This is a genomic window from Murdochiella vaginalis (assembly GCF_902381775.1).
In the GTDB taxonomy this organism is placed as follows: domain Bacteria; phylum Bacillota; class Clostridia; order Tissierellales; family Peptoniphilaceae; genus Murdochiella; species Murdochiella vaginalis.
In genome coordinates this window covers 398,489-424,962 of sequence record NZ_LR698969.1, presented here as the reverse complement: position 1 = coordinate 424,962, position 26,474 = coordinate 398,489, and the positions used below count along the sequence as shown (strand labels likewise).

Annotated in this window: 28 protein-coding genes; 15 read left to right on the top strand and 13 right to left on the bottom strand. The window is 46.0% G+C overall.

Translation table 11 applies throughout. The features are described 5' to 3' along the window. Nucleotides 1–67 precede the first annotated feature (67 nt). The 8 genes from FXY30_RS01740 to FXY30_RS07690 all read right to left on the bottom strand — a co-directional run bounded on the left by FXY30_RS01740 (nt 68) and on the right by FXY30_RS07690 (nt 5,859). Complete coding sequence (locus FXY30_RS01740; RefSeq protein ID WP_071705097.1) at nt 68–628, bottom strand: transposase; 561 nt, start codon at nt 626–628, stop codon at nt 68–70. 114 nt (nt 629–742) lie between these two features. After that, a complete protein-coding gene (locus FXY30_RS01735; RefSeq protein ID WP_071705096.1) occupies nt 743–1,183 on the bottom strand; it encodes a thioredoxin family protein in 441 nt (146 codons plus the stop codon). Then, entirely contained in the window at nt 1,173–1,853 is a 681-nt protein-coding gene (locus tag FXY30_RS01730; protein WP_083428147.1) for an ABC transporter ATP-binding protein, read from the bottom strand. The genes FXY30_RS01735 and FXY30_RS01730 overlap by 11 nt, the downstream gene beginning before the upstream one ends. 7 nt (nt 1,854–1,860) lie before the next feature. Beyond that, a complete protein-coding gene (locus FXY30_RS01725) occupies nt 1,861–2,985 on the bottom strand; it encodes an ABC transporter permease (RefSeq protein ID WP_071705095.1) in 1,125 nt (374 codons plus the stop codon). Beyond that, the gene (locus FXY30_RS01720) at nt 2,975–3,967 is read right to left on the bottom strand and encodes an ABC transporter permease (protein WP_071705094.1); all 993 of its coding nucleotides are present in this window, start codon (nt 3,965–3,967) and stop codon (nt 2,975–2,977) included. The genes FXY30_RS01725 and FXY30_RS01720 overlap by 11 nt, the downstream gene beginning before the upstream one ends. Before the next feature lie 59 nt (nt 3,968–4,026). Further along, a complete protein-coding gene (locus FXY30_RS01715; RefSeq protein WP_071705093.1) occupies nt 4,027–4,974 on the bottom strand; it encodes an NHL repeat-containing protein in 948 nt (315 codons plus the stop codon). Between the two features lie 104 nt (nt 4,975–5,078). Continuing rightward, nucleotides 5,079–5,342, bottom strand: a complete 264-nt coding sequence (locus tag FXY30_RS01710; protein ID WP_071705092.1) for a hypothetical protein — start codon at nt 5,340–5,342, stop codon at nt 5,079–5,081. A 151-nt stretch (nt 5,343–5,493) separates the two neighbouring features. Beyond that, nucleotides 5,494–5,859, bottom strand: a complete 366-nt coding sequence (locus tag FXY30_RS07690; protein ID WP_408631983.1) for an Eco57I restriction-modification methylase domain-containing protein — start codon at nt 5,857–5,859, stop codon at nt 5,494–5,496. A gap of 529 nt (nt 5,860–6,388) precedes the next feature. Between FXY30_RS07690 and FXY30_RS01700 the strand changes: the two genes are divergently transcribed. Both FXY30_RS01700 and FXY30_RS01695 read left to right on the top strand, forming a co-directional pair. Beyond that, complete coding sequence (locus tag FXY30_RS01700) at nt 6,389–7,234, top strand: ABC transporter ATP-binding protein (RefSeq protein ID WP_071705090.1); 846 nt, start codon at nt 6,389–6,391, stop codon at nt 7,232–7,234. A gap of 9 nt (nt 7,235–7,243) precedes the next feature. Next, nucleotides 7,244–7,858, top strand: a complete 615-nt coding sequence (locus FXY30_RS01695; RefSeq protein WP_071705089.1) for an ABC-2 transporter permease — start codon at nt 7,244–7,246, stop codon at nt 7,856–7,858. 439 nt (nt 7,859–8,297) lie between these two features. On the opposite strand, the gene FXY30_RS01690 is transcribed toward FXY30_RS01695, so the two are convergent. From FXY30_RS01690 to FXY30_RS01675, 4 genes are read right to left on the bottom strand one after another with little or no spacing between them, the layout of a single operon-like run. Then, nucleotides 8,298–8,510, bottom strand: coding sequence for a helix-turn-helix domain-containing protein (locus tag FXY30_RS01690; RefSeq protein ID WP_071705087.1), 213 nt, complete (start codon nt 8,508–8,510; stop codon nt 8,298–8,300). Further along, the gene (locus tag FXY30_RS01685) at nt 8,507–10,339 is read right to left on the bottom strand and encodes a hypothetical protein (protein WP_071705086.1); all 1,833 of its coding nucleotides are present in this window, start codon (nt 10,337–10,339) and stop codon (nt 8,507–8,509) included. The genes FXY30_RS01690 and FXY30_RS01685 overlap by 4 nt, the downstream gene beginning before the upstream one ends. 2 nt (nt 10,340–10,341) lie before the next feature. Then, nucleotides 10,342–10,788, bottom strand: coding sequence for an ABC-three component system middle component 2 (locus tag FXY30_RS01680; protein ID WP_071705085.1), 447 nt, complete (start codon nt 10,786–10,788; stop codon nt 10,342–10,344). Further along, a complete protein-coding gene (locus FXY30_RS01675; RefSeq protein WP_197675341.1) occupies nt 10,778–11,776 on the bottom strand; it encodes an ABC-three component system protein in 999 nt (332 codons plus the stop codon). Before FXY30_RS01675 ends, FXY30_RS01680 begins: the two co-directional genes overlap by 11 nt. A 479-nt stretch (nt 11,777–12,255) precedes the next feature. On the opposite strand from FXY30_RS01675, the gene FXY30_RS01670 reads away from it, so the two are divergent. The 13 genes from FXY30_RS01670 (at nt 12,256) to FXY30_RS01610 (ending at nt 25,850) form a co-directional block, all read left to right on the top strand. Then, on the top strand, nt 12,256–12,759 hold the full coding sequence (locus FXY30_RS01670) for a bacterio-opsin activator (RefSeq protein ID WP_071705084.1): 504 nt from the start codon (nt 12,256–12,258) through the stop codon (nt 12,757–12,759). Nucleotides 12,760–13,039: 280 nt separating this feature from the next. Further along, a complete protein-coding gene (locus tag FXY30_RS01665; RefSeq protein WP_071705083.1) occupies nt 13,040–13,378 on the top strand; it encodes a hypothetical protein in 339 nt (112 codons plus the stop codon). Then, nucleotides 13,368–14,504, top strand: a complete 1,137-nt coding sequence (locus tag FXY30_RS01660) for a DUF2800 domain-containing protein (RefSeq protein WP_071705082.1) — start codon at nt 13,368–13,370, stop codon at nt 14,502–14,504. The genes FXY30_RS01665 and FXY30_RS01660 overlap by 11 nt, the downstream gene beginning before the upstream one ends. Beyond that, nucleotides 14,497–15,069, top strand: a complete 573-nt coding sequence (locus FXY30_RS01655; protein WP_071705081.1) for a DUF2815 family protein — start codon at nt 14,497–14,499, stop codon at nt 15,067–15,069. Before FXY30_RS01660 ends, FXY30_RS01655 begins: the two co-directional genes overlap by 8 nt. A 13-nt stretch (nt 15,070–15,082) precedes the next feature. Next, nucleotides 15,083–15,265: a hypothetical protein gene (locus tag FXY30_RS01650; RefSeq protein ID WP_071705080.1), complete on the top strand. Its 183-nt coding sequence runs from the start codon at nt 15,083–15,085 to the stop codon at nt 15,263–15,265. Nucleotides 15,266–15,320: 55 nt separating this feature from the next. Beyond that, nucleotides 15,321–17,309 carry a DNA polymerase gene (locus FXY30_RS01645; protein ID WP_071705079.1) on the top strand — a complete coding sequence of 663 codons (1,989 nt, stop codon included), beginning with the start codon at nt 15,321–15,323 and terminating at the stop codon, nt 17,307–17,309. Between the two features lie 319 nt (nt 17,310–17,628). After that, a complete protein-coding gene (locus tag FXY30_RS01640; RefSeq protein ID WP_071705078.1) occupies nt 17,629–18,321 on the top strand; it encodes a Rha family transcriptional regulator in 693 nt (230 codons plus the stop codon). Continuing rightward, nucleotides 18,321–18,722: a DUF7768 domain-containing protein gene (locus tag FXY30_RS01635; RefSeq protein ID WP_071705077.1), complete on the top strand. Its 402-nt coding sequence runs from the start codon at nt 18,321–18,323 to the stop codon at nt 18,720–18,722. Before FXY30_RS01640 ends, FXY30_RS01635 begins: the two co-directional genes overlap by 1 nt. Next, nucleotides 18,719–20,971, top strand: a complete 2,253-nt coding sequence (locus tag FXY30_RS01630; RefSeq protein ID WP_071705076.1) for a phage/plasmid primase, P4 family — start codon at nt 18,719–18,721, stop codon at nt 20,969–20,971. Before FXY30_RS01635 ends, FXY30_RS01630 begins: the two co-directional genes overlap by 4 nt. 128 nt (nt 20,972–21,099) lie before the next feature. After that, nucleotides 21,100–21,381 (top strand): VRR-NUC domain-containing protein, encoded by a 282-nt coding sequence (locus FXY30_RS01625; RefSeq protein ID WP_071706056.1) that lies wholly within the window; start codon nt 21,100–21,102, stop codon nt 21,379–21,381. After that, nucleotides 21,362–22,726: a DEAD/DEAH box helicase gene (locus FXY30_RS01620; protein ID WP_071705075.1), complete on the top strand. Its 1,365-nt coding sequence runs from the start codon at nt 21,362–21,364 to the stop codon at nt 22,724–22,726. Before FXY30_RS01625 ends, FXY30_RS01620 begins: the two co-directional genes overlap by 20 nt. Nucleotides 22,727–22,794: 68 nt before the next feature. Further along, nucleotides 22,795–23,259 carry a hypothetical protein gene (locus FXY30_RS01615; protein ID WP_071705074.1) on the top strand — a complete coding sequence of 155 codons (465 nt, stop codon included), beginning with the start codon at nt 22,795–22,797 and terminating at the stop codon, nt 23,257–23,259. 179 nt (nt 23,260–23,438) lie between these two features. After that, the gene (locus FXY30_RS01610) at nt 23,439–25,850 is read left to right on the top strand and encodes a glycoside hydrolase domain-containing protein (RefSeq protein ID WP_071705073.1); all 2,412 of its coding nucleotides are present in this window, start codon (nt 23,439–23,441) and stop codon (nt 25,848–25,850) included. A gap of 32 nt (nt 25,851–25,882) precedes the next feature. Here FXY30_RS01610 and FXY30_RS01605 read toward each other — a convergent pair whose 3' ends face one another. Then, entirely contained in the window at nt 25,883–26,269 is a 387-nt protein-coding gene (locus FXY30_RS01605) for a hypothetical protein (RefSeq protein ID WP_071705072.1), read from the bottom strand. Nucleotides 26,270–26,474 lie beyond the last annotated feature (205 nt).

The following is a 26,474-nucleotide window of genomic DNA, read 5'->3' as shown; positions in this document are numbered from 1 at the left end:
CAAAATGGGCATCCTTAAATCCGCGTTGACTGCGTAATCCATTCCCGTCGTTTTAGACCATGTAATGCTAACAAACACCGCGCTCCAGCGTATCTTCCGTCGGAAACTGTTCTTTGACTTTAATCATGCGTTTGAGCCCTTTGTTCAGGCTCTCGGCTAAATTGTTTGTATACAGGCTCCGGCGAACGGATTCCAGAAAGGCCAAAAAGGAGAACAGGTTGTCGCGACGTTCGAATACTTTTTTCAACTGCGGATAGGTTGGTGCCCATTTCTCAGAGATTTCTCGAGTCGTGATACCCTTTTGGTATAGCTGAATAATCGTCTGCTCCAGGCCATCGGTGGAGCGAGCGCGCTTTCGCACTGTATGCGGCTCAAAATCGCCCATTAGATCTCTTGGCACGCGCAAATGAAGCGGACCATACTCAGAATTGATGGTGCATTCATAATAGCCATTCCGGCAATCATCCGTATTCTTGGCCACGATATCCCACTTTTCGTGATCTAGGAAGACGGTGAGTTCATTCTCGAGAAGCTGGTTGACAGCATCCTCAACATGCTGGTGCACAATTTCCGTCAAACTGATCTTGTTTGTTTGAGCCATCTTAGCGTCTGTGGTAAAATCATTCATATGGATTCCTCGTTTCCCTTTTCTTTTGTTGTGGTAACAAAATTCTATAGGTTCGAGGATCCTTTTTCTATATCACCTCGTTTCCAGAAAACACAATTAATCTTACACTCTCGATCAATCGTTTAAGAAACCGATCGCGATCAAAGACTGACTCAATTTTGCAGGGTCAGTCGCGACTTCTGGAAATCTGACTTCTCCATTGACATATACCATCAGAGAAGGGACAAACATGATGTTATATTTGTCCCGAAAGTTTTTTAATTTGGCATCTTTTTCGGTATTCGAAGAGTCCAGATAATAGACCGGAATACGCTTTTCATTTGACACCTTCGCGAGAGCGGGAACAAATTCGACGCACGTCGGGCAGGTTTCTCGCCCAATATACAAGAGAAAATCATTCGAATCAGACAGCATGTTTTCAACCTTAGCAGTATTGACCTTATGAAATTTAGCCACATGTCTTTGATAATCACTTTTTGGCATTCTCCAAACTAGTACAGCTATCACAGCACCAATGAAAAACAGTGTGGCGACAATTAGTTTTTTACCTTTCATAATGAATTCCTCCATTTTTTAACGTATAAATACGGGAGCATCGGTTCGCCACCACCTCATCATGCGTGACAATCACCTCCGTAATGTTGAATGCCCTGTTCAGATCTATCAGCAGGGTCATAACTTCTTCACTCGTTTTAGGATCCAGACTGCCCGTTGGCTCATCGGCTAAAATGATTTTGGGCTGATGTACCAACGCTCGTGCAATGCATACTCGTTGCCGTTCACCACCCGAAAGAGTGCCAACGTTGCTATCTCCGCGCCTACCCAGGCCAACATCTTCGATGGCTTTCAAGGAACGTTGAATGCGCACTTTTCGCGGAACACCCTGATATCCAAGTGGCATCTCTACGTTTTGAAGCACAGTAAATTCCTCAATCAGTTGAAAATCCTGAAAAATGTAGCCGATGAATTTTGTTCGAAGTGAAAAACGCTCTGCGTCTGTTTTAGCATGCGCATTCATTTGATCAAAATAATAATCTCCTTGATAATCATTATCCAGCATTGCCATCAAATTAAGCAGCGTTGTCTTACCTGCGCCCGATCGGCCTAATATGGCAACCATTTCTCCCTGCTGAATGGTTATGGAGCAGTCCTTCAATATTTGCAAGGATTGCGTGCCGTCCTGAACACGCTTGTTGATATCTTTTAATTGAATGATGGGAGTCATCTCCTCCTCACTTTCTTTTCCATTCCATATTAGTGCTGGAGAACAGTGTGATGAAAATACATAACACAAATGCCAACATGATGCCACTTAGCGTTGCGATAACGCTTGGATGAATAAGGTAATAAACGCTTGAAAAGGCTGGCTCCGATATCCATCGTAAAAATAAAGCAACAATAAAGGAGACGACCATAACAATGCACAATTCAATAAATAGTTGCAGGCGTAATCTCAACCTCGTCGCTCCAAAAATATGCTGAATTCGGAGCATTTTATGCCGCTGGTTCATAAAAAGTAAAATTACTGCGCTGGTTCCAAAATCGATGACAAGAAGAGCAATCCATGCAATCCATCCGAACAGACGAACGAAAGCAGATTGACTGTTAGCGCCCTTCTCAAAATCCGCGTGAAGATCAGAAGCATGCAGCTTCTCTTCGACCATCGTGGACACCTCCGCCAAGAGCCTGGAAGTCATTTGTTCTCTAGGAACCTTAATAAAGCCAAATATTGGTTGTATTTGCATGCGATCGGGCATTAGAACAAATACGGTTCGTTCCATTGAAAGATCTCCACTTTCAAAAGGCGATGTTGGAATGCTTTTCAAAGTGGTCTTCGGATTCAACTCGTTGATTGAATGAACGCTCCACTTTTGCTCGTTCCATTGAAGGATCTCTTGCGTTAGCCACCGAGTCTGTGAATCTAAAAATTGTCTCGCCTCCTTCAACTTATTTCTGAGGGCCAAGCTACAATAAGCCAATCCCTGTTTGGGAACTTGATGAAAATACTGTCTGAAAAACCGATCATTAGCAACAAGCACCTGCGCACTATCTATAGACCCTCGATTGTTGGTCCATTCGATGGGATATACTTGTCCCAACAGAATACCTTTCTTGGTCAATACTTTCTGATTCGTGCTTAGGTCTAATTTCTCCATAAACCAGGAATCATTTGTTAATGAGATCAGATCTTTTTCCTGATACGCGCGATAAATCTGTTGGCGATCATGAAACGTCTGATTTTCGTCCATCCCTATTAATATCATCGAGAAGCACAGCACCAGCTCACAAATCAAAAATAGATAAAAAAAGATATTCTTTTTCAGGTGAAACCAGATGATTGACAGATCATACAGCATGAGTTTTCCTCTCATTCATACGGATATACACTGCCTGTTCATGACTGAAGATGAGCGTGATGATGATGGATATCATTGCAACCATCAGCATTTCCAATCCATAAATGGTGGGAGTCAGCGCAAAGTAAAAAAATGATGGTACAAATGGGCGCATCAACAGATAAATCAGGAGGGCGATGAAATCAGATGAGATGCACATCGTCAGACCATCAATCATGGAGGCAAGATAGTAAGTCCCGCGCGTTTCACCACAAAGATACAATATCTGATGCAGACCCCTTTCCCTACGAAACCGAGTCCTCAGAATGAGCATCAAATTACATCCAGCAATCAAAAAGAAAACAGCAGAAAAGCTGAGTAGAAAACGCTGAAAAGCACGTAAGCTGTTTATTTCATTTTGTAATGACTGCGCCAGATCCGTTTGATCCAGAACAGATAATTGGTTTTCAACGAGTTCGACATTTTCTCGACGGATTGTCAAATACAAAGATTTCGGTTGGGCAAGCTCAGAGGCGGACAGAATAGAGAAGGAAACCGCAACTTTGCCTTTCCACCAGGGATCATCGGTAATACCAATGATTTTCAAAACCTGATGATTCAGTGTCAACGTGTCCCCTTCTTTTGCACTCATTTCTCGTGCGACTGACTGAGAAAGAATCGCATCTGAATGGGAGAGGGCCTTTTTCTTCACTATATTTTGAAACAGGTGATCATGATAAAAACTTGAAAAATTTTGATCGATTCCTATCACCTGAGCTTTATATGTTTTCGAATGAACAGTCACATACTGATCCGCTTTTTGATACAGCGTAAAGTCCACATCAGAAATCTTTGCTTCTGGAGCTTTCTCCAGCTGATAGACCACCTCACCAACATTGGTTCGTGAACGATAATAAGCGATGTCTCCATGTGTATCAACCAGTTTGCAAACAAACATGAGTGCAAAGTAAAAGACCACAGAGAGGGATAATACCTCTAACAAGAGTAATCGAGCTCTTTTTATTTTTGCTTTCCAACGTATCGAAAGACTATATAGAATGCTCATTTTTTATGGACCTCAAAGAGCTTTTGTTCATTGGGCATGAGCAAGTACATTTGTTGCTCATTGCCTTTTAGCAGAGATTGAATATCCGACTGATCAAAAACGGCGATGGAATCCATGTAGTTGAAACTTTTATCATAACGATCGATACTGGACCAGCCACTGGTGTATTGAAACAATATCTCTCCATTCCATAAAAAATCTCCTGGGGCACTTCCCTCAATGAGATTCCCAATCGCCTTCGGTTTAGAATCCTCCAGCGTCCACAAACTGTTTTTCCCACTTCGGAAGCCTTCCCGATCGGATTCCTGAAAAGCAACAAGGGAATTAACCAGATAAAATTTTCCATTTGTTGTTCCAACAAAGCCGTTAAATTTCTCCTGTATTTTTTTATTCTTTCGTGTTGAAAGGTCTATTCTCAACACATTGGCATCTTCGAAGGCAGGCGTGTGATAGGTGATCAGCAAATCATTTTTTGACATTTCCATGTCTGCATAGTTCGAGTCCGAATCAATCGATGGCAAGATAATCACGCTTTGTTCTTTTTTCGATGGAATGTCAAACAGGACAATTTGTGATGTGGCCTTATCCAGGATGGCCAAACGATCTCCATAAGCCGCAAGTAGAGATGGAGAAGCTATTTTTTTCGAATGTATGCTTTCGACCAGATTCCATTGCTGATTAAAAACTTTGATTTCGCTTTGGCTGCTGTCGGATAAATAGATATGATCCTTGAAGTACAATAAACCAGAAGCTCTTTGAATTCCCATAGATTTTAAGCCAATCTCTTTTGTTTCATAGAGTTGGGATGAAGTCCGGGACATCTTGTAGAAAGATTCGTTGATTTCCTCTTCCGCAGGTTGTTGATGCATGCAGGCGGTCAGAGTGCAGAGGCAAAGAAGTAGAATACTTGTGATCATCCAGTTTCTGGAATGTTTTTTACTCATTTTAACGCCTCCCATAATATTTAGATGTTTACAAGTTTCGTTGAGCAGATATGAGCTGGAATGTCATGTCCATTTAGCTGAACTCAATGTGAAACAAATTCAATCTAGCAGCCGCAATCAATGTGAACACGGTCCGTCTGGTATTGCCAATAGTCAGTATTATCATTTCGGACGCATTTGCGCTTTTTATACTGATATTGTACAAGTGCGGTAGCGTCCCAAATACCACAGTGTTCTGAGTAGCATTTCGGAGTAGATGTACTGTAGATGTAATATGTGCCACATCCTGCGGCCTTGACACCCTCAGCACCTAAAAATAAGGAAAGCATCAACATTGTTGCTACGACAAGTCGTTTTACATTTTTCATTACATCCTCCTTAATCGCCAATCACACGACATTCCAGCTCATATTTGTTCAACTTCACGCCTATTGACCTGCAACATATTGATCCAGATTATTCAAAAATCCGAAGTCAACACTTATGTCTCTTCTATAATAAACGTTTTCCGAAGTCTTATCAACAATGTTGGTGTAAAAAGGACAGTATAATTTCAAACTTCATTTCGAATATTTCCTCCGGATGCAAGGTATGAATAAATTCATAAGCATGACTTTCCATACCTTCTCTACTGATGTCATTCAAACTGTTATTGAAGCTAATTCCACAGTATATGCAGTGCCCCTTTTTGTCGTTTTTGTCCCAGGTATGTTTAATCTCGTGAAACAGTATGTTTCCCTGAACATCGTCGAATGGCGTAATCGGAAATGGGCTATTGGCATGCTTTGAGCAGTAGACCGACCTTCTCGACAGTGGCGAGGTGAGTTCCGTTATGGCAATGCCATATAGCTGATTCTTGAAGATCCAGTTGCAGCGCTCCTGCAAGTTTGGAATTTTGTCGGCCAATCCAGCGATTAACCTTTTGGCAATTTCGCGCAAATATACAGCAGATTTGCATGCGGGATCCAAGAACTTTGTGTTGGGATCTCTAAGGCCCTATTCACCCTGGCAGAACGGAAAGGTGGAACGAAGTCACCGAGAGGATGGGAAAATTCTTTATAGTCGATACGTCTTCACAAAAAAAAATCTTATAGAGCAGGTAAAAAAGCATGAGCGACGTTATAATACGACAGCCAAGTGTGCACTAAATTTCAAAAGCCCGGAATTGCTAATTATTTTAGAACGAAAAGCAATAACTGTATTATTATAGGAGAACCTACAATGGGTGCGCTCACTGAGTCAAAGTTACTTCCATTATCCTCAGACTTGACTCTAGTGGCTGTTTGTAGTGTTATTTCAGGGATTAAGGAAGTGCACCCAGATTGGCCTTGCCCTGAATCCTCGGAGTTAAGTGAATTCGGAACAATCAAGGATCCTATGCTGCAGATGATAAAAAACAAGGAGGAGTATTACCATGAAGCATAATCTTCTTTCTGTCAAGAATATTTCATTTAGCTATAACCATTTTGACCTAAAAGAAATTTCCTTTGAAATGAATGCTGGAGAAATAATTGGGTTCATTGGGCAAAATGGTGCTGGTAAAACCACTACTTTAAAATGTATCACTGGACAATTAAGTACAAACAAAGGTTCTATTAGTTTGCTTGACTATGATATCAACCTCGATCCCGTTCACTTTAAATCTAATATTGCTTACGTTTCAGAAGATACTAGTATATACGATATGTTATCATTAAAACAGTTTGTTAACATATTTAAATATTTCTATAAGTCATGGGATCAAAACATGTATGAAAAGCTAATGCATAGGTTTCTCATAACAGATCATAATAAGAAAATCGCTCAATTATCAAAAGGAATGAAAATGAAATTTTACATATCCTTTGCATTAGCCCACCATGCAAAACTACTTATACTTGACGAACCGACAAGCGGACTAGACCCCTTTATTCGAACTGAATTTCTTGAACTATTGAAAGAGAAAAAAGAGGAAGGTGTATCCACTATATTATCGACTCATATTACTGAAGATATTTTAAAAATTTCTGATAGAATCATATTTATCAGTAATGGAAAATTAAAGTTTGATTTGCCTGCACAAGGAATTGAGCATTCCTGCTTCCTCGTTGAGGAACAAGCTCTGAGCACGCTCAATTTAGATAATTATGTTACACTATTATCTAAAGGAGCTGAGCTCGTTATATGGTGTAAATCACTAGATTCTTCTAATTTAATTAGATACTCTGATCATTTTAAACCATTATCTTTTGAGAATATGCTATCAATGCTAAACAATTGAGGTGATTTCATGATTAATTATGTTAGAAAAGATTTATCTACTACTAAATGGTACCATTTTATAGCATTAGTTGTTTCAATGTCTGCAACTGGTTTACTATGCCTAGATCGCGGCAACTATTCTTTTATGGGACTATATATTTGTTTAGCGACTTGCTTCACTTATATTATAGGCCAATCATGTTTTTTTGATGAGAAGGGTGAATCCAAAAACTGGATTAAAACTTTACCGCATTATGCTGGACAGATTGTTGATAGTAAGTTTGTTTTGTCCCTATTTACAATCGCTGAAGGCTCCTGTTTATATTTAATTTCAAATTTGCTAATTGCAACTATCACTCCTTATCGAGTGTCCTTTTCATCAGAAATATTTATTTTGATGGGCAGCTTCCAGCTAGCATATATAGCTCTATTCCTATATCTATTTTATAGATATTCATATTCCATTGCTAGATCATCCATGTTATTGATGCTAGTAGCTCTACTGCTTACAAAAATGATTGGGAGCGGTAAATATCTACATATCCCAGATATTCCATTTGAAAGTCTACCATATATAACTCTTATTGCTGGGGTAGTGGTATTTATACTCTCATGGTTAAACTGTAGAAAGAGAATCAAATGAAAAAAACATCGCCATTTCATTTCGGAGATATTCTGATATCAATAGTCATTCTTGTGGTAATTATAAAAAACATTTTGAATGGCACTCTTATTTATGGCATATCCGCTTGGTTTTGGATAATCGTGTTTATAGTGTATATTATTGTGCTATGGACTATTCGCCGTAAGAAACAATAATAATCATTTAGTTGCTCCAAGTCGAATATACTGAGCAATTCTTTGGTCAATTCCGAATAGAGTGGATCAGTGGCACAAATAATGTTTTATCCACTGATCCATAATCTTTTTCAATATCACTTGGCATATATGCAATTGATTGTGTCAATAATAATCAAAACAAATATGTGGTTTATTTAGATCTCGGTTGTCCGGGTTATCATACGCTTAATGTTGAATGAGGTCATCTTAAAACCCACATAAAACACTAGATTTTGTGAGGGTTAAACCACGTCATCTGGAACAATCTCACAGATGTCTCCAATATCACACTTTAATGTTTCACAAATGCTCACAAGAACATTCGTCGTGATATTGGCTCCTTTTCCGAGCTTGGCAAGGGAGGCAGAGCTAATCTTCGCCTTCTTTGCGAACTCGGTCTTCTTCATATCTCGCTCAACAAGCATTACCCATAGTTTTTTATACGAAAGTTTCATCGTGACTCCTTCGGTATGTCTTTTCTCCAGCTCGGCATGAATCCGTAGATGTGGCCATCCCTTTCGTTCTTGTGGTAGGTGACTACATTGATTCCATAAGCTTCGAAATCGATATTTGGAACAGCATTCAAGTTGTCGACGACAATCATTTGCCCCTCGCCCTGATGATTCAAAAAATACTCATATAGGCCACTTCTAATGGTTTCTTTGTCAAGACCCTCGTTGTCTTCGTCAAGGCCTAACAGTGGAGTATCGATCATGAGGAATCCCGGCCTAATGTAGACATCGTCTTTGTTGAAGTATTCGTACAGCATAATTGCCACTACGGAGTTGAGGAATGATCTAAAACCTTGCCCCTGATCGTCAGATTTCGGTTCGCCATCTACGTGAATATCGAAATGTTTGAAATCCCAGCTCGTGTAACCGAACAGACGGTAGTGGCATTCTTTGAGAATCTTGTTCAACAAGTTAGTAAAATTCGTGCCGACCTCCTCCTCAAATTCCTTCTTTGGATGGTATTGAGGAAGATTCTTCTTTGGTTTCAGTTCGTCGATTCTCTTTTTTCCAAGTTCCTCAAGTTGACCATTCACGAAATCAATCCCATTTTGCAGAGTTGTGTAGTCACGGTAGCGTTGGAGGCTTACCTTGTAATTCTGAACTGTGTTGTTCTTTTTTACGAGTGCACTGGTTAAATCGCTTCTTCGCGTTTCGAACTCCACAATGTTTGCACGAATACCAGCTTGCTCTTCCTCAACACTCTTCACCGTGGCCGCAATCACCGTGAGCTCCGATGCGATTCGCTTTATCTCTGCGTTGATAGCCTCCATGAAGTTGACGTTCTCTTCCGGGTGAACTTCGCCGCCGCAGAACGGGCATACGTCGTTGGAGGGCAGTTCTTGGACCGCCTTTTCTCCCTTCGAAATGAAGTCCAACCTCTGAAGGTCTGCCTTGTACTGGCTTATAAGGGACTCGTATCTGCCCAACAATACACTGCAATTTGCATCCCTTTGTTCATAGCCAGAAAGCTGTTGCGCAATTGCTTTATTTTCTTCAACAAGCTCATGGATTTCCTGCTGTACTTCTTGAATGTTATCGCTTAACGACTGAATCTCATATTCAATATCATGATCGGCAAGTTTTTCGAGCTGCATGATGTAGCTAACGCGTTGCTGTTTCAGAGCATTCGTCCTCTCCTCAATATATTCGAGGATGCCCTGTGTACGCGCAGTTGCCTGCTTGGCATTCAGGATTTCGGCAACACCTTTCTTGTAATCGCCAGTAAGTAGGAAGAGCAATGACGCAAGAAGCGGGGTATCTTCGTACGAATTGCCCTTAATGACAATTGATGATGAACTGGAGATCTCGTCCTCATCTACATAGAAGACACCGGCCACGTTCCTCCATGACATCCGCTCTCTGCCATAACAGGCATTCTTAGGTACTTTAATGGTCTCGTCCAGACCGAGAATGCGCAGCCAAAGATCATTCAGATATTGCAAGCTCGACTGCTGGTAGCTGGTTGCATACTCTCCATTTTCGACCTCCTTGTTGTTGGAGGTAACCGTGACGGTGTTCTCATCCAGCTTGCGAGTTAACGTAATCTCACCGAACCGTTCGGTCAGGAAAATGCCCTCTATATCTGTGTATCCGGTCGCAGGTGTATAAGGACGCTTATCGTTTCCAAATAAATAGTTAATGCATCTGAGTATCCAAGTCTTGCCCGTATTAGATCTGCCTTGGATGAGATTTAGGCCATCGGTAAACTCCACGATGCCATCGATTTTGCCACAACCGGACACGCGGAGCCTCTTAATCATAAAAGTCTGCACAATTACCCCTCCTCCGCCTCAGATGACAAGTCGCTAATATATTGCAGTATTTCATCGTCTGTATATCTGGCAAAGCGACTGTTTACAATTTTCGCTCCCACAATATAAGAATGCGCATAAGGGGACTGTACACCTGAAACTATTGCCTTGCCCCGATTGTTCATTCCATAAGTGAAGCCCGCGTCCGTGGCTTTTACTGTCAGAAAATCATTCTTGACAGCGATCTTTACAGCCTCGGCGATGCGCTCTCGTTTGGTGGCAAATTCGGAAAAGCCGAATTCGTTGTCGCCGTGGAGATTCTTATCAAGCACTCGGCACTTTTCTCCAAAGATGCAGATAAAGTCCAAGGCTACGAATCTGTCCACATTCATGGGCTTATTTATTGTATCCGCAAGGAGCAGGATGCGCAGCATATTCTCAAATGGCGTATTGAATACTTTACTCCTCATAAGGATCCACCCACGACTTAATCGTCTGGTCGTTCACGAGGATATGAACAATGCCCAGCCTTTCCAGATTTCCGATCAAGTTTCTAATCATCATGAGCCTTGACTTGGCCAGCTGGACGTCCGATATCTTCTTTAAGACTTCCAGCAATCTGCGATACCCATTGTCGTAATCGTCGTAGTAGGTGATCTTTATTCCACCGTATGCGTCTTCCTTGAGGATGTCGAACTGATTCTCGCCATCGTCATAGACCTCGCTGATGGAGCGTTGGATACTCTTTGCGCTTAAATAGGCCTTGCGCTGATCATAAAAATTGTGCCGGTATTTCTGCGGCAAGAATGGAATGTCATCAACAGTTACGGAATCACGGGACAACGCTTCTGCGTATGCATCACACAGGGCTGAAATATATCCCGCTTCAAAGTCGTAAATCTGCGCGTCACTCAGCTTAATTGGAAGCTCTATGACGTCACCATCAATATATAATTTACCGTCCTCGCAGTAGATTCGATTTCCTGCGAGGTTTTTTATGCTTGGCTTCGGATCATGGATTGTAAGTTCTATATCCACATCATGGTATCCCTTAGCGAGTCCATGAAAAATCTGATGTAAAACGTCCTGAACTGCCGATCCAAGCTCTTCTATAGCAACACTAATTCCTCGGTTATCAAGGAATGTCTGTAAGTGTTCCTTATTTGCATCGTAAAGATTATCTATCACGTCAGCAAACTCCTGACCATCATATCTACTACAAATCAAGCAAGCACGAGCCTTTGAAATAAACTTTTTCCCTTCGAAAATCTGGTCAAGCATATTGATCGATATCCGGTTTGCAAGCGGATTGAACTCATGCTGTAGGTCCATCTGCTGTTCTTCCTCAGTCATAGGGTCGCGCAATACTTCACCAACCAGAGCAATGACAAAATCACCTCCGCGTCTGGTCGGGTCCATATATGTTTTTAGCTCGCCAGCGATTTCATGAAAATACACTTCGGCTCTACCTCCTTTTGACCTTTTAGGTCAAACCGCAGTCATCAGCGGTCATAACCGAAAAAGGCACTTTCCGTACAATAAAGAAAATCAGCACAGCTGATGGAGAAACCCTTTGAAATTATATCACAGATTTTAGCGATTTATGATCGTATTCGTTCTTTCGCTTATAAACGATTTGTGAATGCAAAGAACATTTTCCTATTCTGATCGCTGATTCTGTCCCGAGCATGACGTTAAACCGCTCCGGTTCACTCATGTGATCGTCCCGAGTGCACAGAAAGGGACTGTTCGCCACAGCAGTGAAACCGACAAATAAATACGACCAGCACGCGAACAGCTGGACGCAACTTGAAGCGGAGACATTGTTCTCCCGCGACGGGTGGGATTCTTGCGTCCATTTTTCCGCTGGCACCCATACGGGCTCTCCGCTTCTCCACACCAATCAGCGGTTGTGGGGCTAAGGAGGCCCGTATCTTATGCAAAATAATGACAATCTGAGCAAAAAAATCTATGACAAAAACACCCATATTTGGTTTGAAGTTTCTGACAAACAATACCGAGATTATGACCGTTGGCGCACTGCACTTAGAAAACGCAGACAATATCACGGTGAATGCTCCTGTCCGCGCCCTAAATTTTGGCTGTGTGACGGAAATTGTCCTTATTGCGAATTTCGTATCGTAAAAACCGTATCTCTGGATATGCCTCTCCCTGATGGAGAAGGCACCCTGTCCGATTACGTCTCGGACCATACCCCAACGCCAGAAGAAATCATAACCGATTACGATCTTCTTGATCACCTTTTTGTCCGGCTACATGAAATTGACTCCGAAGCTGACCGAATTATTGAAATCTGGATGGATCATCCCGATGGAATTTCTGACCGCAAAGTAGCGAAATTGCTCGGCCGTAAGCAACGCACCTTTGCGGACGAGATGAAGAAATTCCGAGATGAGTTTAAAGCCGAAAGGAACAAATAAACACATTGTCTGCCACTACCTGTTCAAAGTAGTGGCAGATTTTTTCGTTTTACCCCGCTCAAATCGATGCTGCTTCTCCAGAGGAATGTGAAGGGCAAAACAAGGCCCGGAAAGTGAGGTGAAAGAATGCACGAATACCACTCAGATAGCAGAAATGCCAAATCCAAAACACGCAGCGAGGAAATTCAACTTCTCAACGCTATAAGCCGCGTATCTGCGAGATTGGCGAGAAATCTGAAATTGCTATCCATCAGCCAAGCCGAGGAAGGAGGACAACCCTATGGGACAAGTGAAAAGAGCTGCCGCTATTGTGGAAGAGCTTCGGGCATGCAGTGAGAAGCTGAATGATCTCGCCAACGAGCTAAATGAACTATTCTTTGGCAGCACGGACGAGAGAGGTAACGCTCCTGCACCGCAGCCGACACCAAAGCCGGAACCAGAGAAGCCGGCGCTCAAGCTGGAAGATGTCCGCAAGGTGCTGGCCCAAAAAGCCAGAGCCGGACTCACCGACGAGGTGCGGGCGCTGATTCAAAAGTACGGTGCGGAAAGGCTCTCGGATGTGGAGCCAATCCACTACGCGGCGCTTCTTGCCGATGCGGAGGTGCTCCATGCCGAATAAGCACGCCTTACTTTCCGCCTCCAGCGCCTATCGCTGGATGGCCTGTCCGCCTTCGGCAAAGCTGGCTTCTTCCTACAAGGACGAAAGCAGCACCTATGCCGCCGTGGGGACCGATGCTCATAGCCTCTGCGAGTATAAGCTGAAAACCGCGCTCGGCAGAAAGGCAGACGATCCAACAGAAGACCTGACCTACTTCAACGAGGAGATGGATGCATCATCGGATGCCTATGCAGGCTATGCGCTGGAGCAGCTGGAAGCAGCCAAGAAAGGCACGGCGGATCCGGTCGTCCTTATCGAGCAACAGGTGGATTTCTCCCGCTGGGTACCGCAGGGATTCGGCACAGCAGACTGCGTCATCGTCGCCGACAAGGTGCTTACCGTGATCGACTTCAAATACGGTCAAGGCGTGCTGGTCGAGGCGGAGAACAATCCGCAGATGATGTGTTACGCGTTGGGAGCTCTCTCCATGATGGACGCGCTCTACGACATCGAGAAGGTCATCATGACCATCTTCCAACCGAGACGAGACAACATCTCAAGCTTTCGGCTCTCCGTCAAGACGCTCTACGACTGGGCGGAGAAGGAGCTCAAGCCAAAGGCGCATCTTGCCTTCGAAGGCAAGGGCGACTATGCCGCCGGTGACTGGTGCCGCTTCTGTAAGGCAAAGGTGGACTGCCGAGCACGGGCTGAAGCGAATCTCGCACTGGCGAAGTTCGACTTTGAGATGCCACCGACGCTCTCGGATGCGGACATCGAAGCCATTCTGCCGATGTTAGACGACCTCACGAGCTGGGCCGCTGATCTCAAGGACTATGCCCTATCGCGAGCTCTTTCCGGCAAAGTCTGGCATGGCTTCAAGCTGGTGGAAGGACGATCCAACCGCCGCTACTTAAATGAGGAGGCCGTGGCACAGACAGTCATCGATGCAGGCTTCGATCCCTATGAGAAGAAGCTCCTTGGCATCATCGCAATGCAGAAACTGTTAAGCAAGAAGCGCTTCGAGGAACTCCTCGGTTCGCTCATCGAAAAGCCGCAGGGAAAGCCCTCGCTCGTACCGGAAAGCGACAAACGTCCAGCCATGCAAACGGCAAATCAAGACTTTAAGGAGGAGAACGACAATGACTAAGAAAAATACGTACAAGAACCCGATGAAGGTCATCACTGGTCCGGATACGCGCTGGAGCTACGCAAATGTCTGGCAGCCGAAATCCATCAACGGCGGCACGCCAAAGTACAGTGTGAGCCTCATCATTCCAAAAACTGACACCGTCACCGTGAACAAAATCAAAGCGGCCATCGAGGCAGCCTACAAGGAAGGTGAGGCGAAGCTCAAGGGGAACGGCAGAAGTGTTCCGGCCCTCTCGGTCATCAAGACACCGCTTCGCGATGGCGATACGGAACGCCCGGACGACGAAGCTTACCAGAATAGCTACTTCCTGAACGCCAACTCGGCTACCAAACCGGGCATTGTAGATGCCGACCGAAACGAAATCATCGACAGCTCCGAGGTCTATTCCGGTGTATACGGACGCGCATCCATCACCTTCTATGCCTTCAATTCCAACGGCAACAAAGGCATCGCCTGTGGGCTGAACAACCTGCAGAAGATTCGTGACGGCGAGCCGCTGGGTGGACGCATGAGCGCAGCGGACGACTTCGCTACGGATGACGATGACGACTTTTTGAGCTAAAGGAGGACAATCCATGGAGTACTTTCAGGCCATTCTTCTCGTTTTGTCACTCTTTCTTTTCTGTCTTTTCGGGGCTTCTCTGGTTATCGTGGAAATGCAGACCTATGTCTACAACCGCGAGGAAGAAAGACGCAAACGTCGTGCGGAGAAGCGCGAGCAAGAAGCGCACGAACTGCGCATGAAAAACCTGCGTTAACCATGAATAGGGCGGCAGAGCAGTCTATCGCCCTCTTCTGTATGAGGACATACGTATGAAAACACTATCGATAGACATCGAGACCTATTCTTCGGTAAATCTCGCCAAGGCAGGTCTTTACAAATATGCGGAAAGCCCGGACTTCGAGATTCTGCTGTTCGGCTACAGTGCGGACGGCGCACCGGTCGAGGTCATCGATCTGGCTTCCGGAGAGGAAATCCCAAGCGAGGTGCTTTCTGCCCTGACTGACGATACCGTCACAAAGTGGGCATTCAATGCCGCCTTTGAGCGGGTATGCCTGTCGCGCTATCTGGCGGGACTTGGTATTTCGCTTGATCCCTTTCTTGATCGGCATCCGCTTTCAAGAGAATGTGCCAGATTCCTGAATCCCGCGTCTTGGCGCTGTTCTATGATCTGGTCTGCGACGATGGGCCTGCCGCTTTCGCTCGAAGGCGTGGGGGCCGTATTAGGTCTGAAAGAGCAGAAGATGAAAGAAGGCAAAGACCTCATCCGCTATTTCTGCACCCCATCCAGACCATCAAAAACATCACAAGATTATCTCAGGCATCTCTCATCCGATGCGCCAGAAAAATGGACCATCTTCAAAGAATATAACCGCCGTGACGTGGAAGTAGAACTCGCCATCAAAGAACGCCTGCGAAACTTCCCCCCGCTCGCTTTTCTCTGGGAGGAATACGCCATTGATCAAGAGATCAATGACCGAGGCGTGAAGATTGACTGGAAGCTGGTCGAAGCCGCAATCCGTATGGATGAGGAATCTCGTACAGAATTACTCACTGAGATGAAAAAACTCACTGAGCTCGAGAACCCCAACTCAGTGGCACAGATGAAGGACTGGCTTGCTGAGAACGGCATGCCGACAGAGTCGCTTGGCAAAAAGCAGGTGGCCGCGCTGATTAAGACAGCACCGCCGAAACTGCAGAAAGCCCTGCTCCTTCGAAGCCAGCTTGCCAAGTCCAGCGTCAGGAAGTATCAGGCGATGCAGTCTTCCGCCTGTGCGGATGGGCGGGTACGTGGGATGTTTCAGTTCTATGGCGCCAACCGCACTGGACGCTGGGCAGGACGGCTCGTACAGATGCAAAACCTCCCGCAAAACCACCTGCCCGATCTTTCCGAAGCTCGTGCACTCGTAAAGTCAACAGATTATGGAGTTGTATCCATGATTTATGGAAATGTGCCGGATACCTTATCTCAACTGGTGCGTACCGCCTTTATTCCAAAAGCGGGCTGCAAGTTCATCGTCTCGGACTTTTCCGCCATCGAGGCCCGAGTCATCGCATGGTATGCGCACGAAAGCTGGCGCGAGGTGGTCTTTGCAAGGAATGGGGATATCTACTGCGCCTCTGCTTCCCAGATGTTTCATGTTCATGTTGAGAAGCACGGCATCAATGGCCATCTGCGCCAGAAAGGCAAGATCGCAGAGCTCGCCCTCGGATACGGCGGATCGGTCGGTGCCTTAAAAGCCATGGGTGCACTCGAGACGGGCCTTTCCGAAGAAGAACTGAAGCCTCTCGTCACCACCTGGCGTGAGTCCAATCCGAATATTGTGCAATTCTGGTGGGACGTTGACCAAGCGGTCATGGATGCGGTGCAGCATCGCTCGGTGCGAAAGACGCATGGGCTTACCTTCGCCTGCAAGAAAGGCATGCTCTTTATCACGCTTCCCTCCGGCAGGAACCTTTCCTATGTAAAGCCTCGGATCGGTATGAATGATTTCGGCAGTCCCTGCGTGACCTATGAGGGCATCACCTCCGGAAAGAAATGGGATCGGATCAGCTCCTACGGTCCAAAGTTCGTGGAAAACATCGTACAGGCCACAGCTCGCGACATCTTGGCCTTTTCCATGCAGACGCTCCGCTGTTGCCGCATCGTGATGCATATCCACGATGAGCTGGTTATCGAGGCCGATCCTGCCATGTCGCTTGAAGCGGTCGCCAAACAGATGAGTCGCACTCCGCCGTGGGCAAAAGGACTTGTTCTCAATGCCGACGGCTACGAGTGTGAGTTTTATCAGAAGGATTGACGCTTGTACTGATAGATTCATTGAGTTCAGCACAAACTATTCATTCCAGCAAGGGTGTCACAAATCGTGACGCCCTTCTTTTTATGTTCTGCCACAAAAAAAAGATCCGTTTCATCCGCTCAAAACGCTCTCAAACCTCCAGAGGAAGGTGAAGAGGCGGAGAAAATTTCTTCAATTTTCGTCAAATGGACCGTTTGACCTCCAGCAGTAGTTAAGGGGACGAGGCAGCCAAGATGAAGTCGAATAACAGCCTTCGTTTCTTCCGACCAACGATGGGTGCAATGGTGCTCCCTTCCACACCAAGAAATGGAGGTTTTTTATGAAAGAACTCATTCCAAAAGACAAGTATGGCGTCTTCGCCGACAACCACGACACCGCACGTGTCGACTCGAGAGCTGTTGCCCAGTTCTTCGGCAAACGACATGACCACGTTATTCGTGACATCGAAAAACTCATTCTCCCCAAATCTGGGGAGATTTACCCAAGCTCGGGGATGAGCCTTGAATTTGCTCAGCTCAATTTTGGGGAGATTAGCTACGTCGATGATCGTCACCGCAGACAGAAAGCCTATGCACTGACCCGAGACGGCTTCACCATGCTGGCGATGGGCTACACAGGCAAAAAGGCGATGAAGTTCAAGGAACTCTACATCCGCCGCTTCAACGAAATGGAATCGTTCATCAAAACGCTGGTATCCGCCCGTCAGGAGTTTCCGCTTCTGACCGAGAACATTCGCCTGCTCCACGACAACCCGAAGCCCTATCACTATTCAAACGAATGCGACATGCTAAACCGCATCGTTCTCGGTATGACGGCAAGGCAGTTCCGCGAAGCGCACGGTCTTGAAAAAGGCACCTCCATCCGCCCGTACCTGGAAAAAGAGCAGATCGACCTGCTTGAGACGCTGCAGAAGGTGGACATCGGTCTTCTCCTCTCCGTCCCGGACTACCAGCAGCGCAAGCAGTATCTCGAATGGTACGCGATGAAACAACAGATGAAGGAGGTCCGCTGATGGAAAACCTCTACAAAAATAACGAAGGTTATGCGGATCCCACCGTTTATGAAGCCGTTTTTAAGCCTCAGCGCTATCCCTACATGCCGCTGGTCTACATTGCCTCGCCCTACGCAGGCGATGTGGAAAACAACGTCAAAGCGGCAAGGCGCTATGCACGTTTTGCCATTGACCATGGTTTTATCCCGATCGTCCCGCACCTACTGTTTCCGCAGTTTATGTCTGAGAAAACAGAACGGGATCTTGCGCTTTTCTTCGGGCTGGTCCTCATCGACAAATGCACGGAACTTTGGGCCTTCGGTGAGCCGACGCTTGGCATGGGGCGCGAGATTGCCTATGCCAAGCGTCACAAGAGAAACGTGCGCTATTTCGATGCTGCCATGCAGGAGGTTTGCCGATGAAATTCACCCTTTTTACTGCGGATGTGACGGGAGCGCCGACGAACTGTACCTATCTGCATTCAGCCATCATAACGGATGAGGAAAGTCTGAAAGCGGCCGCCTCACATGACTATGTCTGCGCCAGCTACAAAGGGAACTACCGCTCAAACGGAAACTTTCTCTCATCGGACTGCCTTGCTGTGGATTGCGACAATGATCACTCCGAAAACCCGGACGACTGGATTTCGCCCGCCGATGTGGCGGTTGCCTTTGATGGTGTCTCCTTTGCTGTCCATTTCAGCCGTCATCATCTAAAGCCAAAAGCCGGAAAGGCTGTGCGGCCGAAGTTTCATGTGTTCTTTCCCATGGAACCGGTGACGAAGGCAGCGGACTACACCGCGCTCAAAAAACAGGTCTGTGCCATCTTTCCGTATTTCGATACCGGCGCTTTGGATGCTGCGCGCTTCTTTTTCGGCACCAAGGATCCACAGGTCGAAATTCATGACGGATCTCGTCTTATTACCGACTTTCTAAACGAGACGGATTTCGATGAAGGCATGGCACAATCCGGCACAATTTCGGAGGGTTCCCGCAATGCCACACTTTCCCGCTTTGCTGGACGAGTGCTGAAGCGCTATGGCATTACCGACCGGGCGAAAGGAATCTATCTGGAAGAAGCGGCCAAATGCGATCCGCCACTGGAGGATTCCGAACTTCGAACCATCTGGCATTCCGCCTGCCGCTTCGCGAAAAAGGTTCAAAGCGCAGAAGGTTATCTCTCCCCAGAGGCCTACGCCAAAAAGAACGAATCTCTCATGCCGCCGGACTATTCGGATATCGGTCAGGCCAAGGCGCTCGTCAAACAGTATGGCGACGAGCTGAAGTTCACCCCGGCAACGGACTTTCTTCGCTATGACGGCACCAGCTGGATTGAATCGAAGCAGCGGGCAATCAGTGCGATGGAGGAATTCTTAGACCTGCAGCTGGAAGATGCCAAAGACCGTCTGGCAGCGGCAAGAAAGGCACTGGTGGATGGCGGAGTCAAAGAAGCGGATGTGACTGCCGGCGGCAAAACGCTCGAAAAGCAGATCGGCGAAGATACCTTAAAAGCGTATCTCGCTTTCCTGTCGGCGAGTACCTATTACGCCTTTGTTATGAAGCGCCGGGATATGAAATATGTCACCTCAGCCTTGCAGGCGGCAAAGCCCATGCTTGAGGTGAACTTTGAAAGCCTCGATCAGGATCCCTTCGTCCTGAACTGTCCGGACGGGACCTATGATCTTGCAAAAGGTGCCGATGGAAAGCGCGAGCATAACCCGGCCGATCTTTTGACCAAGGTGACCGCTGTTTCGCCCGGAGAGGAAGGAAAAGAGCTCTGGCTGAATTCACTCCATCGCACCTTTCAAGGCGATCAGGAGCTCATCGACTATGTGCAGAAAATCGCAGGGCTTTGCACCATCGGGCAGGTGGAGTTGGAAGCGCTCATCATCTCTTACGGCGAAGGCTCGAACGGCAAATCCACCTTCTGGAATACCATCGCAAGTGTGCTGAGCAGATATGCCGGAACGATCTCTGCGGATACTTTAACGGCCAATGTCCGGCGCAACGTGAAGCCGGAGCTGGCTGAAGTGAAAGGCAAGCGCCTTCTCATTGCCGCAGAACTTGAAGAAGGCATGCGCCTTTCCACTTCCATCGTCAAACAGCTCTGCTCCACCGACCGCATTGCCGCCGAAAAGAAGTACAAGGATCCGGCAAGCTTCATCCCTTCTCATACGCTGGTGCTCTACACCAATCATCTGCCGAAAGTCGGTGCTATGGATACCGGTATCTGGCGGCGACTCATCGTGATCCCCTTTACCGCCAAGATCGAAGGAAAAAGCGACATCAAAAACTACGCCAAGTACCTGACGGACCATGCCGCACCATACGTTCTCACGTGGATGATGGAAGGTGCGAAAAAAGCGATCGCGGAAGACTTCAAGTTTGACATGCCGGCCTGTGTGCGGGAGGCCATCAATCAATACCGGGAATCCAACGACTGGCTTTCGCACTTTCTGGATACCTGCTGCGAGCTGGATCCAGCTGCGCAGGAAGCGTCAGGCATACTGTACGAAGTGTATCGCGATTTCTGCAATCGTACCGGTGAGTTTACGCGCAGTAATAATGAGTTCGTTGCTGCCTTAGAGAACCGAGGCTTTGGGCGAAAACGAAAAAAGAATGGACGTTTCATTTTAGGACTCAAGCTCTTAGCAGAGGACTTTATGGACTAAAGGGTGTCGCCGGGTGGCGCCTCAAACATAAACCCCCTTTAGGGCGATTTTTTCAGAAAAAACGCCTTAAGAGAAAGTTATGTATGGGGCATCACCGGCCGACACCAAGAAAGGATTAAGCCTTGAAAATGCTGGAAAAAGAGCTGGAACAGAAACTGGTCAAAGCCATCAAAGCCAAAGGCGGACTCTGCCTGAAGCTTACGAGTCCTTCCATGAGTGGCCTTCCTGACCGGCTCTGTCTACTCCCTGATGGGAAGATCGGCTTCGTGGAACTAAAGGCACCTGGCAAGAAACCTCGTCCCTTGCAACTAAAACGTCACGAGCAACTTCGGCACTTAGGCTTTCTGGTCTTTGTGCTGGACGAAGAAACGAAAATCGGAGGCGTGATCGATGCAATACAGAGCACATGATTATCAGCGCTTTGTCACGACGTACATCGAAGAGCATACCGTTTGTGCCGTACTGTTGGACATGGGATTAGGCAAAACCGTCATCACGCTGACGGCTCTATCCGACCTTCTCTTTGATGCCTTCACCGCACACCGCATTCTGGTGATCGCACCGCTTCGTGTGGCGCGCGACACATGGCCAGCTGAAATCAAGAAATGGAATCACCTGAAGCACCTCACCTTCGCCGTGGCAGTCGGAACCATCAAGGAACGCAGAACGGCACTTGCCAAAAAGGCGGACATCACGATCATCAACCGGGAAAACATCGACTGGCTGATTCGCGAATCCGGTTATCCCTTTGACTTCGACACCGTGGTGGTCGATGAGCTGTCAAGTTTCAAGAATCACAAGTCAAAACGCTTCAAGGCTCTGATGCAGGTGCGCCCGAAGGTAAAACGCATCATCGGTCTGACCGGAACACCCGCTGCCAATGGTCTGATGAACCTCTGGGCAGAGTACAAGCTCTTGGACATGGGAAAGCGTCTGGGCCGCTTCATCGGCGGCTACCGTGAGCGTTACTTTCTGCCAGACGCGCGAAATGGCATGGTCATCTACTCCTACAAACCAAAGCTTGATGCGGAAAATGCGATCTACCGCGCCATTGGAGACATCACAATTTCCATGAAAGCCGATGAGCACCTGAAGATGCCGGAACTCATCTCAACTTCGGTTCCGGTTTCGATGAATGATTTGGAAACGGAACTCTACGAGAAAATGAAAAAAGAACTGGTCTTAAGTTTAGAGGGTGGAGATGTCACAGCTTCAAATGCCGCTGTACTAACCGGGAAACTCTCTCAGATGGCAAACGGTGCAATCTATGGTGACGATGGCGATACCATTACCATTCATGACCGAAAGCTCAATGCACTGGAGGACATCATCGAAGCGGCAAACGGCAAACCGCTTCTGGTAGCTTACTGGTTTGCCCACGATCTGGAGCGGATCCAGCAAAGGCTCGAAAAGCTTAAGGTGCGCCACCAAAAAATCGACAGTGCAAAGAGCATCGCCGACTGGAATGCCGGAAAGCTTGAAGTGGGACTCATCCACCCGGCCTCTGCCGGACATGGGCTGAATCTTCAAGATGGAGGATCGACGCTCGTGTGGTTTGGCCTGACGTGGTCACTGGAACTCTACCAGCAGACCAATGCCCGCCTCTTCCGGCAAGGACAGAAAAGCAAGACTGTGGTCCTCTGCCACATCGTAACAACAAGTACCATTGATGAAGAGATCCTCGCGGCCTTGAAGCACAAGGACAAGACGCAGTCAGCCCTCATCGCCGCCGTGAAGGCACAGCTCAAAGCATAAGACAATCTAAGACAACACATGCCAATCCGAGGAAGCCGAAACTTTAATCTTTCACGGAGGAAGAAGCCATGCATATCACTTGGAAATATCTCGATAAACGTGCGGCGACCATTGAGGCGCTGCGAGACTATCACTCGATGCAATTCATCATTGAGAACACGGAAGACGCCATCAAGGAACGCTACGAGCGCATGATGAGCATCTCCTCCCCGGCCTACGATGGGATGCCACACGTCCACGATCCCCAGTCCGGCGAGACGCGCCTTGCGAACAGCCTCTATCAGATCGACGTCTTAAAAGAGCGCTACCGTCAAGCCCGGGAATACATGGACTGGTTTGTCCCGGCATGGAAAGCCTTATCGGATGATGAGCGCTTTTGCCTTGAGGAGTTCTACTGGACTGAAGAGTACGAGTCCCGCACCGATGCGATCCAGACCATCTGCGAGAGGCTTCACATCGAACGCTCCAGCGCCTACAACAAAAAGAACCGTGCCATCAACCACCTGAAGGTGAATCTCTACGGCAAAGGCTAAATGAGTAATATCGCGGACGACTTTTCGGTTGAAGGCTGATACAGTAATAGTGTAAAAATCTAGGACGAAGCTCCAAGGGAGAAATCCCAAGGAGCTTTTTTATGTCCTGCCACTCATTAAGACAAAAGGATGAATATTCTGCAGTTCTTTTGCCGAAATAATCTTAGGAGGATTTTATTATGGATGTCATGGTACAAAAAACACAAGAATGGCTAAACAAAACCTATGGCTCAGATAGTCGATTCAAAAAGCTCAAAATAACCGGTCATACGGGATGGGCAACAATCAATGCGTTGACACGCGCTTTGCAGATTGAGCTTGGCATTCAAAACACGGCGGATAATTTTGGCCCGTCTTCACGTCAACTGTTCTCTAAGCGCTATCCGAATGGCGTGAAGCAACAAGCATCGAATGATAAAGCCGAGTCAAACGTATATGCCATTATCCAAGGCTCACTCTGGTGCAAGGGGTATCGTGCTGAATACGGGGATATTACCAAACATTTCTATGATGGAACAGCTCAGGGAATTCGGCAGTTGAAAGACGATATGGGCATTGGCGGTGATTCTACCGTAACGTTGCAATTGATGGATGTTCTGCTTTCCATGAAACAATTTGTGTTACTCGCGTCGTACGGCGGAAGAAATGATATTCGTCAGATACAGCAGCAGATCAACAGAAAATATGAAACTTATACAGGGATCATACCTTGTGATGGGATCTATGGTCGAGAAATGAATACTGCGCTTATTCAAATTCTTCAATCTCTTGAAGGGTACTCTCCAGAGGATGCGACCGGATATTTTGGCAATGGAACAAAAAGCAATCTGTGCAAAATCACATCTTCTAACGCAAGCAGCTATGGCAATTGGGTATGGCTCGCAAAAGTAGCACTAAATTGTTTAGGATATAACTGCCGGATGAACAATGTTTGGGATGAATCTCTTAATTCTTCGCTACAAACTTTCCGAGCAGATTATGCACTTCCAAAAGGAAGCTCCATTGACGTGAACGCTTGGATGTCGCTTTTGACGAGCAAAGGAAATCCGGACCGAGCCGCAAAAGCTTGTGACACTCGTTTTGAGATTACCGAGTCACTGTTGAAAAAGCTCAAAGGAGATGGATATCAGATTGTCGGTCGGTATTTGACCGGTGGATCTTTCAAGGAAATCCGAGAAGGAGAACTGGATCGTATCACGAAAGGCGGGATGAAATACTTTCCCATTTTTCAAGATAATGGACGCGAGATCAGTAATTTCACATACGCTAAAGGCAAAATAGATGGTGCCACAGCAAGTAAGGCTGCCTTGGCAAAGGGCGTACCATCAACCGTCATTTACTTTGCTGTTGATATGGATGCCTACGATTATCAAATTGATAGCAATATTCTTCCCTACTTCAAAGGTGTAAATGAAACCATATCGATGGAATATTCGGTTGGTATTTATGCTTCGCGGAATATTTGCACAAGAATCTGTGATACAGGATATGCCATTTCAAGTTTTGTGGCAGATATGTCTACCGGCTATAGTGGGAATCTTGGTTTCCCCATTCCAAAGAATTGGAATTATGACCAGTTTTACGAGATCTCAGGTTATAGCGGAAGTTGGGATTTAGATAAGGTTGCCTACAGTGGAAAAATTCCGGCTTGTGCAACAGTTAATCAAGCAAATGGGAACTACTTCCCGTATTCACTGCCAACAACTTTTAGCAACACGGAGCTGACAGCCAAGACAAAGATCTCTACTGTTTTTCCACTCATTAAAGAACTTGAAAATGCCTATAAAGATTACTTGAAGAATGGATATGATCCACTTTTGAAAATGCCGATTTATTCTCCGGCTGTTGGTGCTCTTCAATATTTAGCCAAATCCTATTTCCTCGATGATGCCCTAAAAGGGATAGGATTTTCCATTGTCTCAAGTACCACTTATGATGTTGTATTTGATGTCTATGTGAAAAAAAATTATCCGGCACTTGCTAATAATTTAGCTCATTATATCTCAGGGGATAAAAATTCACTGTGGGATGGTGAGCGAGGAGTGATTGATTTACCGCATTTGGCGATTACCACACTGAGCTACTACAACTTTACGCTGAATCCAGGTTCATGGAATGGCTGGGCCGGAGATCTGGTATCTGCATATGGATTGGTAAGGGATTATTATAAAAACAATCCGGGTGATAATCTACAACAAATAGCCCGTGCCTATGTAGGAGGAGAGTTTCCTAAAAAAGATCTGCCTCATGCGCCAAATGCGAAAGAGAATCCCTGTAATTATACTGACCTTTGTTCGGATGGATATGCAATTGTTCTATCCCAAAATTTAAAGGAGAGTGATGGAAACCTTGGGGCTAGTTTTGAAAAAATTTTTACCACTGATCGAGGCACCCAATTCATGGGTTTGTTGACTGACATCGATGCTACAAAAGATGTGATGGATATTAAGGATAAAGTGAAAGATGTCGTAAAAGACGCTTTGGCAGATTTATTATCCAGACTTGAAAATGATAACTCTGATAGTCCTCAAGAGGTAAAGGATGCTTGCATCTTATCCTTTGCAAAATGGTTATACTTGAATCTCGGCTAAGGTTAAAACAAAGTGACTATCCAATACTACACTTAGTATTGGATAGTCACTTCATAAATCACGTCTGGACCCGCATAGATATACTCTATTTTTGCCTCGTGCTCGTTAATCCACGTCAATGTATACGGGGCATCGTCTCTTGTAAGACCAGGTCGAGCCTCATCCACGCCAAAACTCTCTTCTGTATCAATTAATTTTGTGCTATTAGGATACCGAATATAAATTTTGCTATGATTCCCTCGAAAACTATGAGTTGTCTTCGTTACAAGCTGTGCACCGGTATATGGAGATGCCGGCTTTAGTACATAGGTTTGAGGGATCCGCATATAAATAGAGAATGCCGCAATATACAGGATGGGGAGGAGTAGAATACTTATCGAAATGATTAAAATTATTTTTAAAATTTTTTTCTTTCTCATATTTATTATCCCTAATAGATGCGACCTTCCTGTCCGTTTTATTTAGTTTTTAATTCATTTATTGCAGTATATATCTTTATGGATGAAAAGCCAATGAGTAATATCGCGGACGACTTTTGCTGTTTGACCTGATATTCTATTAGTGTCAAAGACTATAGCGAGGCTCTGTGGGAGAAATCCCGTGGAGCTTTTTTATTGGGAAAGG